The 15,140-nt window shown below is 70.4% G+C and carries 18 protein-coding genes and 1 pseudogene; 8 read left to right on the top strand and 11 right to left on the bottom strand.

Annotated features, from left to right (window positions below; genetic code table 11):
• Positions 1-162 precede the first annotated feature (162 nt).
• Both ACFSC0_RS13505 and ACFSC0_RS13500 read right to left on the bottom strand, forming a co-directional pair.
• Complete coding sequence (locus tag ACFSC0_RS13505) at positions 163-852, bottom strand: DJ-1/PfpI family protein (RefSeq protein WP_377283638.1); 690 nt, start codon at positions 850-852, stop codon at positions 163-165.
• Between the two features lie 14 nt (positions 853-866).
• Positions 867-1,109: a DUF1272 domain-containing protein gene (locus tag ACFSC0_RS13500; RefSeq protein WP_377283639.1), complete on the bottom strand. Its 243-nt coding sequence runs from the start codon at positions 1,107-1,109 to the stop codon at positions 867-869.
• 78 nt (positions 1,110-1,187) lie between these two features.
• Here ACFSC0_RS13500 and ACFSC0_RS13495 point away from each other — a divergent pair, with 78 nt between their 5' ends.
• Entirely contained in the window at positions 1,188-2,129 is a 942-nt protein-coding gene (locus ACFSC0_RS13495) for a GlxA family transcriptional regulator (protein ID WP_377283640.1), read from the top strand.
• 95 nt (positions 2,130-2,224) lie between these two features.
• On the opposite strand, the gene ACFSC0_RS13490 is transcribed toward ACFSC0_RS13495, so the two are convergent.
• Complete coding sequence (locus tag ACFSC0_RS13490) at positions 2,225-3,196, bottom strand: cell wall hydrolase (protein WP_377283960.1); 972 nt, start codon at positions 3,194-3,196, stop codon at positions 2,225-2,227.
• Between the two features lie 299 nt (positions 3,197-3,495).
• Between ACFSC0_RS13490 and ACFSC0_RS13485 the strand changes: the two genes are divergently transcribed.
• Positions 3,496-3,675 (top strand): hypothetical protein, encoded by a 180-nt coding sequence (locus ACFSC0_RS13485; protein ID WP_377355163.1) that lies wholly within the window; start codon positions 3,496-3,498, stop codon positions 3,673-3,675.
• Between the two features lie 57 nt (positions 3,676-3,732).
• Positions 3,733-3,855, top strand: coding sequence for a hypothetical protein (locus tag ACFSC0_RS13480; protein WP_377355161.1), 123 nt, complete (start codon positions 3,733-3,735; stop codon positions 3,853-3,855).
• 3 nt (positions 3,856-3,858) lie between these two features.
• On the opposite strand, the gene ACFSC0_RS13475 is transcribed toward ACFSC0_RS13480, so the two are convergent.
• On the bottom strand, positions 3,859-4,839 hold the full coding sequence (locus tag ACFSC0_RS13475; RefSeq protein WP_377283642.1) for a hypothetical protein: 981 nt from the start codon (positions 4,837-4,839) through the stop codon (positions 3,859-3,861).
• The gene (locus ACFSC0_RS13470; RefSeq protein WP_377283961.1) at positions 4,839-5,180 is read right to left on the bottom strand and encodes a PadR family transcriptional regulator; all 342 of its coding nucleotides are present in this window, start codon (positions 5,178-5,180) and stop codon (positions 4,839-4,841) included. The genes ACFSC0_RS13475 and ACFSC0_RS13470 overlap by 1 nt, the downstream gene beginning before the upstream one ends.
• A gap of 201 nt (positions 5,181-5,381) precedes the next feature.
• Here ACFSC0_RS13470 and ACFSC0_RS13465 point away from each other — a divergent pair, with 201 nt between their 5' ends.
• Positions 5,382-5,927: a DUF2306 domain-containing protein gene (locus ACFSC0_RS13465; protein ID WP_377283643.1), complete on the top strand. Its 546-nt coding sequence runs from the start codon at positions 5,382-5,384 to the stop codon at positions 5,925-5,927.
• Between the two features lie 55 nt (positions 5,928-5,982).
• Here the strand turns inward: ACFSC0_RS13465 and ACFSC0_RS13460 are convergent, their stop codons facing one another.
• A complete protein-coding gene (locus ACFSC0_RS13460) occupies positions 5,983-6,366 on the bottom strand; it encodes a hypothetical protein (RefSeq protein ID WP_377283644.1) in 384 nt (127 codons plus the stop codon).
• Between the two features lie 59 nt (positions 6,367-6,425).
• Between ACFSC0_RS13460 and ACFSC0_RS13455 the strand changes: the two genes are divergently transcribed.
• The gene (locus ACFSC0_RS13455) at positions 6,426-7,340 is read left to right on the top strand and encodes an alpha/beta fold hydrolase (RefSeq protein ID WP_377283645.1); all 915 of its coding nucleotides are present in this window, start codon (positions 6,426-6,428) and stop codon (positions 7,338-7,340) included.
• An 83-nt stretch (positions 7,341-7,423) separates the two neighbouring features.
• Here the strand turns inward: ACFSC0_RS13455 and ACFSC0_RS13450 are convergent, their stop codons facing one another.
• Positions 7,424-8,266, bottom strand: a complete 843-nt coding sequence (locus ACFSC0_RS13450; protein WP_377283646.1) for an alpha/beta fold hydrolase — start codon at positions 8,264-8,266, stop codon at positions 7,424-7,426.
• Between the two features lie 170 nt (positions 8,267-8,436).
• Between ACFSC0_RS13450 and ACFSC0_RS13445 the strand changes: the two genes are divergently transcribed.
• Positions 8,437-8,841 carry a response regulator gene (locus ACFSC0_RS13445; protein ID WP_377283647.1) on the top strand — a complete coding sequence of 135 codons (405 nt, stop codon included), beginning with the start codon at positions 8,437-8,439 and terminating at the stop codon, positions 8,839-8,841.
• A 21-nt stretch (positions 8,842-8,862) separates the two neighbouring features.
• On the opposite strand, the gene ACFSC0_RS13440 is transcribed toward ACFSC0_RS13445, so the two are convergent.
• Both ACFSC0_RS13440 and ACFSC0_RS13435 read right to left on the bottom strand, forming a co-directional pair.
• The gene (locus ACFSC0_RS13440) at positions 8,863-9,771 is read right to left on the bottom strand and encodes a DUF6999 family protein (RefSeq protein ID WP_377283648.1); all 909 of its coding nucleotides are present in this window, start codon (positions 9,769-9,771) and stop codon (positions 8,863-8,865) included.
• Complete coding sequence (locus ACFSC0_RS13435; protein WP_377283649.1) at positions 9,768-10,430, bottom strand: iron-containing redox enzyme family protein; 663 nt, start codon at positions 10,428-10,430, stop codon at positions 9,768-9,770. The genes ACFSC0_RS13440 and ACFSC0_RS13435 overlap by 4 nt, the downstream gene beginning before the upstream one ends.
• 17 nt (positions 10,431-10,447) lie before the next feature.
• On the opposite strand from ACFSC0_RS13435, the pseudogene ACFSC0_RS13430 reads away from it, so the two are divergent.
• A pseudogene (locus ACFSC0_RS13430) lies at positions 10,448-10,583 on the top strand (hypothetical protein); the annotation flags it as partial.
• Here ACFSC0_RS13430 and ACFSC0_RS13425 read toward each other — a convergent pair.
• Positions 10,561-11,697 (bottom strand): beta-ketoacyl-ACP synthase III, encoded by a 1,137-nt coding sequence (locus ACFSC0_RS13425; RefSeq protein WP_377283650.1) that lies wholly within the window; start codon positions 11,695-11,697, stop codon positions 10,561-10,563. The pseudogene ACFSC0_RS13430 and the gene ACFSC0_RS13425 overlap by 23 nt on opposite strands.
• 591 nt (positions 11,698-12,288) lie before the next feature.
• On the opposite strand from ACFSC0_RS13425, the gene uvrB reads away from it, so the two are divergent.
• Positions 12,289-14,553 carry an excinuclease ABC subunit UvrB gene (gene uvrB / locus ACFSC0_RS13420; protein WP_377283651.1) on the top strand — a complete coding sequence of 755 codons (2,265 nt, stop codon included), beginning with the start codon at positions 12,289-12,291 and terminating at the stop codon, positions 14,551-14,553.
• Between the two features lie 6 nt (positions 14,554-14,559).
• Here the strand turns inward: uvrB and ACFSC0_RS13415 are convergent, their stop codons facing one another.
• On the bottom strand, positions 14,560-15,135 hold the full coding sequence (locus ACFSC0_RS13415) for a hypothetical protein (protein WP_377283652.1): 576 nt from the start codon (positions 15,133-15,135) through the stop codon (positions 14,560-14,562).
• Positions 15,136-15,140: the final 5 nt, after the last annotated feature.

Here is a 15,140-nt window from a genome sequence, read left to right as displayed (position 1 = left end):
AGAGGATCAAGGAGAGGGGTGGAGCGGCCTCTCCACCAGTGACGGGGTGGGTCGAAGTCTCGCCCGCGCCTCTCGCCGAACCATCCGCGCGGGGCCGCAAGACCAGCGCCGCCCCTCTCCTCAATCCTCTCCCCTCGCGATGCCGGTCGGGGGAGAGGAGGCTTAAACCGCCTCCAGCCGCCGCGCGGCCTCCAGCGCCGCGGCGCGGCGGTTGGGCATGAGGCCTTCGAAGACGCGGGCGATGCGCTCGCGGGTCTCCGGGGTGGCGGACTCCGGCCGGCCGGAATCGTAGGGCGGCGCGGGGGCGTACTCGAGCGTCAGCTGGATGGCCCGGGCGGTCTCCTCGCCGGCCAGCTCGGCGGCCAGCACCAGGGCGAAGTCGATCCCCGCTGTGACGCCCCCGCCGGTGATGATGTTCCCATCGCGGGCGACGCGGCTCTCGTCGACGATGGCCCCGAACGGCTCCAGGAGGTCGCGCCACGCCCAGTGGCAGGCGGCGCGCCGGCCGCGCAGCCGGCCGGTGGCGGCCAGGATCAGCGAGCCGGTGCAGACGCTGGTCAGGTACTTCGCGCCGGCGGCGAGGCGGTTCACCTGCGCCATGTAGGCCTGGTCCAGCATGGCCTCGGTCGTGCCGAGGCCGCCGGGCACGCAAAGCACGTCGGCGCGCTCGACCGCTGCCAGGTCGGCCAGGCCCCCGAACGTCAGCCCGTCGGCCTCGATGTCCTGCCCGCCCATCGAGGCGACCACGACCTTCGCGCCCGGCAGCCGGCACAGCACCTGGTGCGGGCCGGTGAAGTCGAGGTGGGTGACGCCCGGATAGAGCGGAATGACGATCTGGGTGGTCTCGGCCATGGCGGGGCTCCTTGTCAGGCGCAGACGGGGTTGGTGGAGAGCACCCGCCTGGTGGAGGCGGGGTTGCTGGCGAGCATGCGGGCCGGCCGGATCGGTCGCGGCGCGAAGTTCCCGCCGCAGTTGGGGCAGACGCCGCCGAGGCGGGTCTCCACGCAGTCGGCGCAGAAGGTGCATTCGAAGGTGCAGATCCGTGCCTCGGGGCTCTCCGGCGGCAGGTCGCGGTCGCAGCACTCGCAGTTCGGTCGAAGCTCGAGCATGGCGGCCCTCCATTTGACGGGGCCATCCTGCTCGGCCTAGCTTGCGGCCGAAATGACATTCTTCCCTCGTTTTTCGCCATGCGCCGCCGCATCGCCGTCCTGATCTTCCCGGAGTTCCAGCTGCTGGACGCGGCCGGGCCGATCGGCGCCTTCGAGATCGCCCACCGCCTGGTCGGCGAGGCCTATGAGATCGTGGTGACGGCGCTGGAGCCGGGGCTGGTGGCGAGCTCCGCCGGCGCGACCATGCAGGCGCAAGCCCTGCCGGAGGGGCCCCTCGACACCCTGCTGGTGGCCGGCGGCAACGGGACGCGCGAACTGGTCCACTGCCCCAAGACCCGCGAGTTGATCCAGGCGGCGGCGCCCCGGGCGCGGCGAGTGGCCAGCGTCTGTTCCGGCGCCTTCCTGCTGGCTGAGGCCGGCCTGCTGGACGGCCGGCGGGCGACCACCCACTGGCACCGCTGCCCCGACTTCGCGCGGCGCTATCCGCAGGTGCGGCTGGAGCCGGACCGGATCTTCGTGCGCGATGACGACGTGTGGACCTCGGCCGGCATCACCGCCGGCATCGACCTGGCCCTGGCGCTGATCGAGGAGGACCTGGGGGCCGAGGTCGCCCGCCAGACGGCCCAGCAGCTGGTGGTCTACCACCGCCGGCCGGGCGGCCAGTCTCAGTTCTCGGCGCTGGTGGAGATGGGCGGGGCCAGCGGCCGCTTCGCCCGCCTGCTCGCCTGGATGCGCGACAACCTCGCCCGCCGGCTGACGGTGGAGGCGATGGCGGAAGCCGCGGCCATGAGCCCGCGCCACTTCGCCCGGGCCTTCCAGGCCGAGACCGGCCTCACGCCGGCCAAGGCGCTGGAGCGGCTTCGCCTGGAGGTGGCGCGCGAACGGGTGGAGGCCTCGGCCGAGCCGATCGAGCAGGTCGCCGCCGCGGCCGGCTTCGGCGATCCCGAACGCATGCGCCGGGCCTTCCTGCGCGCCTTCGGCCAGCCGCCCCAGGCGCTGCGCCGGGCGGCGCGGGCGTGAGCGAGGTGACAGGTAGGGCTTGCCCAACCAGTCACCAACGCCCGCCGGTGACTGGTTGGGCCGGCAGGCCCTACCTGTCACCTCTCCTCGACCCTTTAGGACGCGGTGGCGGTCGCGGTATCCGAGGCCGGCTTGGCGGCGGCGTCGGCGGGCGTGACCTGCGGCGCGGCCTCGGCTGGCTTGGACGTGGCATCGCTCGGCTTGGCGGGAACCAGCTCGAGCGTCTTGACGGCGTCGCCCGTGGCCGGCGCGGACGTCAGCTTGATGTCGGTGCTGGCGGCGTCGGCGGCCGCGTCCTGGGTCCGGTCGAGCCGGGCGTAGACGGTCTCCGTCTCCTCCGGCTGCGGCTTGGCGCGCGAGCCGCCGCGGCCCAGGCGGTAGAAGACGTGCAGCCCCACCTGGGTCACGCGCGACAGCTGCGGGCCCCAGTTGGGCCGCACGTGCGTCGTGTGGAAGTGGGTCGCCGAACCCACCTCGGCCATCACGAAGCCGGACAGGGCCCGGCTGGCGACCTGGCGCGCCTCGCGCCAGGCGGCGCTCTCGCGGCGGGCCTTCATGGCGCCGTTGCAGGCGAAGCTGAACTGGCATCCCTTGCGCCGGTTCGCGCCCTGAAAGACGACGTCGCAGACCGAACGCGGGAAGGCCGGGTGGCGGACCCGGTTCAGGACCACCTGGGCGACGGCGGCCTGTCCGCGCGTTCCCTCGCCGCGGGCCTCGAAATAGACCGCCTGGGTCAGGCACTCCAGGTCGCTCGCCCCGGCGGCGTGGAACGGCTTGGCCGGCGTGACCTTGCGGGCCTCGGCGGCGACAGGGGCCGGCTGCGGCGCCGGCGGCGGCAGCGAGACGGAAACCTTTTCGGTCCCTCCCGCGCTATGGGTAAGGCTGGCGCCCTGGGCGGGCAGCGGGCCACGCAGCGACAGCTGCTCGGCCCCGGAGACGGCCGGCGTCGTCTCCACGTCGCGGATCATGCCTCCGGCCAGGAAGGCGGCGCCCAGGCAGGCGCCCACGCCGGAGCCGACCAATGCGGCGCTGAGAAACGCACGTCCATCGACGCGCGCCTTAATCATAGACAGCAAAACTATTATCCCATGCGGCGAGGGCCAACGCGCCCCCCAACTCTCGTGCCGACGGAGGCCCCTGCCCTTGCTGGCGGCGTCCGCCGACGGGCCCCGTCCCGATGAAATCGAAGGACGAGTATCGTCGCAGTAGTATCGTGCTTATGCGGAAAGACTTACGAAACCGCAACCGAAAAGATCAACGCAGGGTTAACAGGTCGCACCCCTATGCCTGCCGCAATCTGGCCTAAATACCTAGGGAACCTTGGCTTTTTCGAGCCGTTTAGGGGCCGGATTCAACGGAGGCCACTATGCGCATCCCCATGGTCATCGCTGCAGCCGGACTGGCCTTGAGCCTCGCCGCCTGCGGTCACAACACCGAGCAGCGGGCCGCCACGGGCGCTGTCGCCGGCGCCGTGGTCGGCGGACCGGTCGGCGCCGCCGCCGGCGCTGCCGCCGGCACGGCCATTAGCAAGTCGCAGGGCGAATAACGCTGACCGGACAGGCTGAAGACCGCGTTAGGCCTGTCCGATCACGCGGTCTTAGCCATGCCCCTCGTATGGCCGCTCCCGGGAGCTGCTGTTCGGGGGAGCGCCGCTTTGCGGCACGTCATGCTGGCCATCGTCGTGCTGGCCGTCGTCGTGCTGATGGCGGCGAGCGCCGGAGCCTGAGGCCTACAGCGCCGGCGCGCCGAGGCCCGGGCGCCCCTGCGGCCCGAACAGTCGCCGGGCGGCCCATGCGGCCTCCAGTGCATGGACCACGCCGATCCCCGCCAGCAGCCAGAACATGACCGTATTCAGCACCGCTGAACGCCAGGCGACGGCCGCCGTCCCGAGCGTCTCGCTGTCCACCGTCACCCAGGGGCCGGCGCCCAGCAGCACGATGGCGAGCAGCGCGGCGTAGGCCGCCGCCGCCGCTTCCGCTCCGGCCGTGATCCGCGTCCACCCGGGCCGCACGACGACCAGCAGGTTCGCCGCCAGCGAGGCCAGCGGGACCGCCAGCACCGGCCAGTAGAAGCGGTCCCAGACGGGCGCCAGGGCGACCTCCAGCGGCCCCGCCGCCCCCGTCCACGCATAGGGGAAGCTGACCGCGCCGGTCCACCAGGCGATGAAGACGATGTCCACGACCGTGTCGAAGAGGATGTCGAACAGTCCCTTGCTGCGCTTCAGGTAGGGCGGCGGCAGGTCCCGCGGCCGCCAGCGGTCGAACGGCTTGGCGCCCGGCGCATGGTCGATCAGCACGAACACCAGGGTCACTGCGCCGACGATCCAGACCAGCCCGACGAACAGCTGGTCGACGAGGCCTATGACCGCCCGCGCCGGATCCACGCCCCGCGCCAGCCGCACGGCCATGACGATCACGTGCAGGGTGACGCCCAGCATCAGGAAGACCTTCAGCGCCCGCAGGTAGAAGGGGAACACCTCGGGCCCGATCAGCCGCTGGTAGCGCCGGTAGCGGAAGGCGACGGCCAGCGGGTGGCCGAAGGCCTTCAGCAGGCCTTCCGTCTCGTCGCGGCCCAGGGGACGGCCGAGCTCGCCCTCCTTCTCCTCGATCTGCGAGAGCAGCAGGTCGCGCAGCTCGGCCGTGATGTCCGCCCGCTGCGCCTCGGGAAGCTCGCGGGCGATCGCCGCGAGGTAGCGTTCGACGAGCTCCATCACTGAGGCTCCTTCAGTATGCCGTTCAGGGATTGGTTGAGGGCGCGCCACTCCTCTGCCAGCCGGCCGAGGACCGCCTCCCCGTTGGGCGAGAGCCGGTAGAAGCGCTTCTTGCGCTTGTCCTCTTCGCGCCATTCGCTGGTCAGCAGGCCCTGGCTCTCGAGCCGGCGCAGCATCGGGTAGAGCGCGCCTTCGTCGATCTCCACGCCCGCCTCGGCCAGGGCCTTGCGCAGGGTGTAGCCGTAATGCTCGCGCTTCAGGTGGCCCAGCACCGCCAGGATCAGCGACCCGCGGCGCAGCTCCAGCCGCAGCTGTTCGTAGATGTCGGCCTCGGAGCCCATGCTGTGCGTCATACACTGTGCGCCACACAGTGTCCACGGATACTGTGCGGCGCACAGGTCGTCCCTGGCGCCGGCTGGCGCTTCGCGAACCGGCGTGCGGGCGGCTCCGCGAAGTCGGGCGCCGGCCTCACGTAGGCGCCGTTGCGGGGGCGCGGCTGGAGGTCAGATGCCTCGTGGCGTCCCGCCTCAGGAGTCCCTGGCATGAGCCCTTCCCCCTCCAACGCCGCGCGCCGGCCGGTCCTGCCACTGGTCCTCGCCGGCGTGTTCATCGTCGCGCTCGCCGCCGCGACCGCCTACCTCGGCACGAAGCTGGACGTGATCGTCCGCAACGCCCAAGGCGCCCGCGGCCTGCACGCGCCGGACCTGTCGCCGCTCGCCGGCCAGCCGTTCGCCCTGCAGCTGCATGTGGCCGCCTCAGTCGCCGCGATCGCCCTCGGCGTGGTCATGCTCGCCAGCCGCAAGGGCGCCCGCTTCCACCGCGTGGCCGGCTGGACCTGGGCCGCGACCATGGCGACCGCGGCCGGCAGCGCCGCCTTCGTCCGCGGCGAGGACGACGCCTATTCCTTCATCCACCTGACGGTGATCTGGGCCGCGATCCTGCTGCCCCTCGGCCTCCTGGCCGCCCGCCGCCATGCGGTGCAGCTGCACCGGACGCTCATGCTCTGGCTCTACTTCGGCATCCTCGTCGGCGCCGGCGCCCTGGCCTTCATCCCGGGCCGGCTGATGTGGGAGGTGGTGGCGGGCTGATCGCGCGCGCTCCTACCTCCCGCGAAGCGGCGGGAGGTAGGAAGCCGGCTCCGCCCTACGGGGCGAAACTCGACCTGATCTTCACGCCCCAGTGGCCGTCCTCCAGCGTCACCACATAGACGCTGTCGAAGCCGCCGATCACCGTGCCATCCTTGCGGTAGCGGGTGAAGCGGGTGTCGATGTGGACCTTGTCGGCGCCGGCGTGGATCACCTCGCGCCGCTCCCAGGCCGAGTGGTCCCAGTCGGCGAGCGGGCCGCGGTCGAACATCTCCGGCTGGTGATAGCCCGGCTCGATGATCACCAGCCGGCCGGAGGCCAGCCGCACGCTCGGGAAGTTGAAGGTCGCCTCGAAGGCCTTCACGTCGCGCGCGTTGAACGCCCGCATGAATTCGTCGAGGCAGGCCATGGCGGCGGCGGCGGAGGGATGGTTCTGGCTCATGGGCGGCAGTTAAGCCCGGCCGCGACGCGCATGCTATAGCTCCCGCACGGGAGGCGAACATGATCCGAGCACTCGCAGGCCTGGCGCTCGCTGCGGCGCTGCTGGCCGCGCCGGCCGCGGCCGAGCCGGCGTTCCAGGACCGCTATGCGGACAACGCCGGCGTGAAGATCCACTACACGGCGGCCGGCAAGGGGCCGCTGGTGGTGCTGATCCACGGCTTCGGGGACACCTGGCACAGCTGGCGCCCGCTGATGGACGCCCTCGACGAGGACTACCGCGTCGCGGCCATGGATCTGCGCGGCTGGAACCTGTCGGACAAGCCGAAGGGGGTGGAGGCCTACACCTACCCGCACCTGATCGCCGACGTGGCGGCGGTGATCCGGGCCGAGGGGCGGCAGGGCGCGATCATCGTCGGCCACGACTGGGGCGGCGGCGTCGCCTGGCGTCTGGCGGCGGACCGGCCGGAGCTTGTGCAGCGGCTGGTGGTGCTCTCGACGCCGCATCCGGCGGGCCTGAGCCGCGAGCTGGCCACCAACCCGCAGCAGCAGCGCAACGCCGAGTATGCGCGCAACTTCATGAAGCCGGGCTCGGAGGCCGCCCTCACCGCCGAGGGCATGGCCGACTGGGTCAAGGACCCGGCTCAAAAGGCCCGCTACATCGAGGCCTACAAGCGCTCCGACCTCACCGCGATGATGAACCTCTACCGGGCCAACTATCCCAAGGACGAGGCGGCCGCGGCGGAGGCCAACGCCCGCGCCCTGGCGATGCCGAAGGTCAAGGCGCCGACCCTGATCATCCACGGCGTGGACGACACGTCCCTGATGGCGGCCGGCCACAACAGCGCCTGGACCTTCATCGAGGCTGACACGACGCTGGTGATGGTCCCGGGCGCCGGCCACTTCGTGCAGGCCGACGCGCCGGCGCTGGTGAACCGCACCATCAGAGACTGGCTGGCGGCGCGGCCGGTCGAGTGATCGGGCGGGGTGACAGGTAGCGCCTGCGGCGCAACCAGTCACCGGCGGGCTTTTGGTGACTGGTTGGGCGAAGGCCCTACCTGTCACCCCGCCCGCGGATTGTGCCGCGCCACGAACTCAGCGTAGCTGTCGATGTAGAGCTGGGGGATGAAGCCGGCCATCATCGCGGTGAGGTGGCCCTTGCCGGGCAGCACGACATTGGTGAAGTCCTTCACCTCGCGCGAGAGGCGGTGGGTGCGGGCGTTGGGGCGGTCGTACTCGCCGTTGATGGCCATCACCGGGAACTGGATCTTGGTGAGGTCGACGCCGAGCAGCTGGGCCTGAAAGCGGCCGGCCATCTCCTCCATCGCCTTGGCGCCCTTCTCGCCGACCACCTTGGCGACGCTCTCGCGCATCTTCTCGAAGTGGTTGCCGACCTCCTCGCCCTTGGCGGCCCGGCGCGCCTGGACCAGCGCCTCGGCCTTGGCCTGGTCGGGGTCCTGGCCCTCGACGTCGGGCGGGACCTTGTCCTTCCAGGCGGCGGTCTCGGAGACGCCCGAGCCCTGGAAGCAGGCGGTGAGGAACCGCTCGGGCGCGCGGGCCAGCATCTGCAGCATGACCCCGCCGCCCATCGAATAGCCGGCCACGTGGGCCTTCCCGATGCCCATCTGGTCCATGAACTCGAGCACGTCGTGGGCCATGTGCAGGTGCCCATGGCGGCTGCCCTCGGAGAGGCCGTGACCGCGCATGTCGAGGGCGTAGACCTTGTTGGTCTGCGCCAGCCGCGGCGCGATGCCGTTGGAGAACCAGTTGCCGATGGCGCTGCCGCGGGCCCCGTGGATCAGGATCACCGGCACGCCCTCGCCCGCATGCACGTAATGCAGCCGGGTCCCGTCGCGGACCGTGAAATATCCCTCCGGCCACCGAACCGGCGCTGTATCGGCCATCTCGAAATTCTCTCAACAATGCCGTGCGGCCGGGCAATGGATCCGGCGTCGCCCCGCGATTATAAGCCGGCCCCGCCTGCGGGACAGCCGTGTCCCCAAAGGCCGACTCGCTTCAGACATCATTTACCAAGGTTCGATGAAGCTTGGTCCGGGGACGAAGGAACGCTGCCATGCTGATCCTCATCGTCGAAGACGACCCCATCATCGGCTGCGCCTCGGCCGCCGAGCTCGAGGAGGCCGGCCACGAGGTGATGGGACCGGCGATCTCCGCTGCGGAAGCCGACGAGATCGTCGCCCGGCGGCGGCCGGACCTGGCGCTGGTCGACATCAACCTGGAATATGCCGGCGCCGGCGTCGCGCTGGCGTGGCGCCTGAAGGACCTGGGGATCGCCTGCATCTTCGTCAGCGGCCAGGCGCTGGAGGCGCGCCGCAACTGCGAGGCCGCGCTCGGCATGCTGCACAAGCCGTTCGATCCCGCGGTGCTCGGCAAGACCATCCCCATCGCCGACGCGCTGAAGAACGGCCGCGCGCCGAACCGCCCCCTGCCCCCGGGGCTGGAGCTGTTCGCGGCCTAGCAAACGGCGCTGAGCGACGTTCTAGGCGGCCCCGGTGGGATTGCGCGGGTCGAGCGGCAGGCCCTGGGCCTGGCGGGCCTTCAGCAGGCGCAGCCAGCCGTGCAGGCCTTCGCAGTCGAGGCCGTGCATCATCAGCCGGTAGCCGGCCTGCAGGCTGGAGAGCGGCACCAGCGGGTGGCCGTTCTTCATGAAGGCCAGGTGGTAGTCGCTGCCCAGGATCTTGGCGATGTAGATGGCCACCGTCTCGTCGAGCTGCAGGGAGCCGGCGGCGCGAACGAAGTCGCTGCGGGGCAGGCAGAGGGCGTAGAGCGGGGTGTAGACCTCGATCGCCGTCTGCACGTCGACGAAGTTGAGCGGGCCCTTGGGCAGGGGCGCGAGCTCGAAGGGCGCGTCCGAGATCATCGAGAAGTCGGGCGTCTCCACCGGCTCGAGGTCGCGACCCTGGGCGCGAAGCGACGCGTTCAGCTGGATGATGAAGTTGAAGACGTTGAGGTCGTGCTGGAGGAAGACGTTGTCCTCCAGGTCCTTCAGCGTGCGCGGCCGCAAGGGCACGGTCTCCACCTCCACCGGCCCGGCGTTGGCCTTGATGAAGCCCAGCAGTTCGGTGCCGATGTGGAAGTGGCGCAGGATCAGGGTGTTGGCTTCCGGCGTGCAGAAGGTGCGCAGGCCCCAGTGGATGAGCCGGTGCAGGAAGCCGTTGAGGTTCGGATGGTGCGGGCTGATCCCCCGCACGATCTTCACCAGCAGGAAGAAGGCGAACACCGCCGGCCGGATGATGTTGAACATCCACCGGCGCGACCAGGAGCGGTTGCCCATCAGCAGCGCCGTCTTGGCCTCCGGCGCGATCGGCAGGCTCTGGTCGAGGTAGAGGGCGAGCCAGGGATCCGGATCCTTGGGATCGTAGCGGGACAAGTCGAAGGCCGCGCTCATGCGGCGATCTCCTCGATCTGGAGGGCGTAGAGGCGGCCGGTGACGCGGGCGGTCTTCACGATCCGCTCGGCGACGGCGGCGTCGGGCAGCACCAGGCCCAGCATCCGTTCGAACTCGCCGATATGCTCGGCGTCGTTCTCGCCGTGATAGAGCAGGAAGCGGACGGCCTCGTCGGGCAGCGACAGCCGCTGTTGCACCAGCCGGCCCCACTCGGCCGCCTTGATCGAGCCCAGCCCCTCGATGATCCACATGGCGCCCAAAAGGCCGAAGGGGTTGGGCCGGCTGGCCTCGTGGAACATCCAGGCCGACAGCGCCTCCGAGCCGATGTTCTTCTCCGCGCCCTGGATCTCGGAAAGCTCCCCGCCGGCCGCTACGAAGTCGGCCTCCAGCAGGCGGAAGTCGCGGTGCTCGGTGACCGCGTGGCGCATCAGCATCGAGCGGAGCTCCAGGTGCTGCTCGTCGATGTTGGAGGCCGCCCGGCTCATCCATAGCGCCCCGTCCTTCACCTGCTGGCGCAGGTTCACGAGGAACGCGCGGTAGTTCTCCAGCGTGAACCGGCCGCGGGTCAGCTTGCGGATCAGCGGGGTCTGCTCGAGCCGGCCCTCGAACTCGGTGAAGGCGACGGTGAGCCGGCGGAGGACGTCTGCAACACCGCTCATCGGTTTCCCCCCACCGTCATCCGGACCGCAGCGAAGCGGAGAGCCGGGACCCAGACATCCCACGCGCCGCCTCTGGGTCCCGGATCGGCGCTGCGCGCCGTCCGGGATGACAGGGTTCGTGGGCGCGCCACTAGACCGCCTCCAGCAGCATGAAGCCGACGAACGCCCGGCCGCTCTCGGGCACGACGCAGAGGATGGTCTCCCCCGCCTTCAGCCGCCCTGTCCGCAGGAAGGCGTCCAGCATCACCCAGATGGAGGCCGAGCCGATGTTGCCGACGGTGGCGAGGTTCGAGAACCACTTCTCCTCCGGGATCATCCCGGCGGTCTTCTCCAGCAGGGAGACGATCTCCTCGCGCAGCGAGCGGGCGGAGTAGTGGCAGAGCAGGTGGTCGACGGCGGCCGGGTCGATGCGGCCCTCGTCGACTTTCTGCAGGTAGACGCCGACCCAGGCGCGGATCACCCGCTTCAGGAGCTCGAAGTCCTGCAGCAGGGCGACGGCGCCGGCCGCATGAGCCGCCGCCGGGCCGGCGTGGCTCCAGGTGGCGAGCGGGTCGGTGCGGTCCTCGATGCTGGCGCCGGCCCACATGCATGGGTCGAACTGGCCGGCCAGGGAGACGACGTCGATGAACTTCACGCGCAGGGACAGGCCGTCCGGGCGCGGCTGAGGCTCCATCACCACCGCGCCGGCGCCGTCGGAAAGGGTGAAGCGCAGGAAGTCGGCCTCGCTGCGCAGCCGCCCCTTGGCGTCCACCAGGGCGGTGCCTTCGTAGAACTGCGGTCGGAACCAGCGGGAGGAGAACTCGCCGGCGCAGGCGGCCGCGGCGGCGTGCTCGCCGGCCCGCACCGACAGCCAGGCCGACTTGGCGGCCATCAGCGACGAGCCGCAGACCGACTGGAAGCTGGCGATCTCCATCGGCCCGGAGCCGAGCTCGCCGTGCACCGCCGCCGCGTGGCCGGGGACGAGGTAGTCGCCCTGGGTGGTCGCCGCGGCGAGGAACGACAGCTCCTCGATCCCGAGACCCGCATCGTCCGCCGCCGCCCGCACGGCCTTGGCGCACATCCCGGCGTTGGAGTGGGTCGGCGTTCCGTCCGGCGTCAGCGCGTAGTGGCGCGTCTCCACCCCGTTCCACCGCAGCGCCTTGCGCCCGAACAGGCTCTCCCGCCCGCCGATGCGGCCGAGGTAGGCCTCCATCGCCTCGGACGGCACGGGCTCTCCGGGCAGGAAGCTGCCCACCCCCGTGATGAAAGCCTCAGATAACCCCGACATGCGGTGAGGTTTACGCCGGAGCGGGGCGGACCGCTACGCGGCGGATTCTCTCCCACGTCATCCCGGACGGCCGCCAGGCCGATCCGGGACCCAGGATTGCGGCGCTGCCCCTCCTGGGTCCCGGCTCTCGCTGCGCTCGGCCGGGATGACGAAGAAGGGCAGGCCCTGCCCCGCCAATGATCTCACGGCGGAGGCGAGCCTGCCCGGATCGATCAGTCAAGGACGGCGCCTCCGGCGCCGCCGCGGAGCGGCCGGCTTGCGGCCGGTCCTTGAGAGATCGAGCCGGGCAGGCAAACTGGCCGCCATGAGATCCATGCCGAGGTGTCCGCGATGCGGACTGTCTCACCGGATTCACAAACACCGCTCATCCCGGCGGAGGCCGGGACCCAGAATGGCGGGCGCAGAGGCGGGCTCCACGACCGCAGAGGCCATCCATCTATCTCTACGCCTTGGATCCTGGGTCCCGGCCTCCGCCGGGATGAGCGGGGGTGGGGGCCCCGCGCGGACCTCCTGCCACCATGCTGTCAGCAATCGGCGCCCGCCGGCCGCGCGCCCATAGCCATCCGGCCCCTTCACTCCTACCTTTCGCCGATGCCCCGCGTACGCACCCAGGACAAGGCCAAGGCCGCGCCGCCGACCGGCGTGGCCGACATGAGCGCCGCCTTCGACTACGACGAAAACACCATGCCGATGCTGTGGAAGCCGCATCGGCCCGCGCGCCCGGAGAAGTCCGAGGGCGGCATCAGGTTCAAGCTCGTCTCCGACTACCAGCCGGCCGGCGACCAGCCGCAGGCGATCAAGGAGCTGGTCGCGGGCCTGGAGGGCTCGGAGCACGACCAGGTGCTGCTCGGCGTCACCGGGTCGGGCAAGACCTTCACCATGGCCAAGGTCATCGAGGCCACCCAGCGCCCGGCGCTGATCCTGGCCCCCAACAAGACCCTCGCCGCCCAGCTCTATTCCGAGTTCAAGAGCTTCTTCCCGGAGAACGCGGTCGAGTTCTTCGTCTCCTACTACGACTATTACCAGCCCGAGGCCTACGTGCCGCGGACCGACACCTACATCGAGAAGGACTCCTCGATTAACGAGCAGATCGACCGGATGCGCCACTCGGCCACCCGGGCGATCCTGGAGCGCGACGACGTCATCGTCGTGGCCTCGGTCAGCTGCATCTACGGCATCGGCTCGGTCGAGACCTACTCGGCGATGACCTTCTCCATCACGCCCGGCGAGCGGATCGACGAGAAGAAGCTGATGGGGGACCTCGTGGCCCTCCAGTACAAGCGCAACGACCAGGCCTTCGAGCGCGGCACGTTCCGGCGGCGCGGCGACACCATCGAGATCTTCCCGGCCCACTTCGAGGACCGCGCCTGGCGCATCAGCCTGTTCGGCGACGAGGTGGAGGCGATCACCGAGTTCGACCCGCTGACCGGGAAGAAGACGGCCGATCTGAAGGGCGTGAAGGTCTACGCCAACAGCCACTACGTGACGCCCCGCCCGACGCTCCGCCAGGCCATCGACCAGATCAAGGCCGAGCTGAAGGAGCGGCTCGACTGGCTGGTCGCCAACGGCAAGCTCCTGGAGGCCCAGCGGCTGGAGCAGCGCACCACCTTCGACATCGAGATGATCGAGGCCACCGGCTCCTGCGCCGGCATCGAGAACTACTCGCGCTACCTCACCGGCCGCCGGCCGGGGGAGCCGCCGCCCACCTTCTTCGAATACATCCCCGACAACGCCCTCCTGTTCATCGACGAGAGCCACCAGACCATCCCGCAGATCGGGGCGATGTACCGGGGCGACTACCGCCGCAAATGGACGCTGGCGGAGTACGGCTTCCGCCTGCCGAGCTGCATCGACAACCGGCCGCTGAAGTTCGAGGAGTGGGACGCCATGCGCCCGGACTCCGTCCACGTCTCGGCCACCCCCGGCCCGTGGGAGATGGAGCGGGCCGGCGGCGTCTTCGTCGAGCAGGTGATCCGCCCCACCGGCCTGATCGACCCGCCGGTGGAGGTGCGCCCGGTCTCCAAGGACGGCTTCAGCCAGGTCGACGACGTCATCGACCAGGTGCGGCAGACGACCGCCAAGGGCTACCGCAGCCTGATCACCGTCCTCACCAAGAAGATGGCCGAGGACCTCACCGAGTTCATGCACGAGCAGGGCCTGCGCGTGCGCTACATGCACTCCGACGTCGACACCCTGGAGCGGATCGAGATCATCCGCGACTTGCGGCTGGGCGCCTTCGACGTCCTGGTGGGCATCAACCTGCTGCGCGAGGGCCTCGACATCCCCGAGTGCGGCCTGGTCGCCATCCTCGACGCCGACAAGGAGGGCTTCCTGCGCTCCGAGACCTCCCTCATCCAGACCATCGGCCGGGCCGCCCGGAACGTGGAGGGCAAGGTCATCCTCTACGCCGACACCGTCACCGGCTCGATGGAGCGGGCGATGGCCGAGACCGCCCGCCGGCGCGAGAAGCAGGAGGCCTACAACCTCGCCCACGGCATCACGCCCGAGAGCGTGAAGAGCCAGATCAAGGAGATCCTCGCCTCCCCGTACGAGCGCGACCACGTGCTGGTGCCCGCCGGCGTCGCCGAGGACGGCGCCAAGCCCTTCATGGGCGACAACTTCAAGGCCACCCTGCGCGACCTCGAAGCCAAGATGCGCCAGGCCGCCGCCGACCTGGAGTTCGAGACCGCCGCAAGGCTCCGCGACGAGATCAAGCGCCTGAAGCTGATGGACCTGGAGTTCGCGGCCGACGTGCTGACGGCGGAGGGGGAGAGCGCGGACCGCGAAGGCGTGAAGCGCGTGCGCCGCGAGGCGCGGGCGGAGGCGGCGGAGAGGTTCAGGAAGGGGCGGAGGTAGGGGGCGTCACCGAAGAAGCCGCCGGCGCGGCGGCGGTTTTCGCCTCCGCTCCCCGCCCCTCCTGAGTAGCGACATGGGGATCGGTGGGCCGTAGTCCGCTTCCTCCAGCAGTTCGGACGCTGCCGGGCAGGCGCGGAGACGGAGCCAAGCGTCGCTGTCGTGCGGACCGAGCATCGCGTAGCGAGGCGGCTCACAATCAGGCTCGAGGGGCAAAGGACCGAGTGCGTCTTCCACATCCTTGCGGGCTAGGATCATGACCTCGCCGTTGGGCGCGCGCATCACGAATACGTCCACAAGCGGCAGGAGTGTCGGGACGCCCCACTCCCAGGCTGTCCAGGTCACATAGGAGTCTCCGTCGTCTTCGGCACAGACCGCTCCGACGTCGAGTCCGAGCACTTCTGGGTGTCGGTCGAGCAGATGGACCCATTGGTCGTTGTAGGCGAACACCGTCTCGATCGCGTCTAAAGTCGCCGGGTCATCGTCGAGCCGTCCGAACCATCCGCGACGTGCGATCCAGTTCATGCGCCGCCGCGTTTGGCGCTGCTCCGGCGTTTCTCGAGCGAAGAAATTGAAGAGCCTCATGAAAA

Origin of the sequence: Phenylobacterium terrae (genome assembly GCF_042681205.1) — a bacterium.
GTDB lineage: Bacteria > Pseudomonadota > Alphaproteobacteria > Caulobacterales > Caulobacteraceae > Phenylobacterium > Phenylobacterium terrae.
Note: the sequence above shows the minus strand (reverse complement) of the source record. Positions and strands in the feature narration are given on the sequence as shown.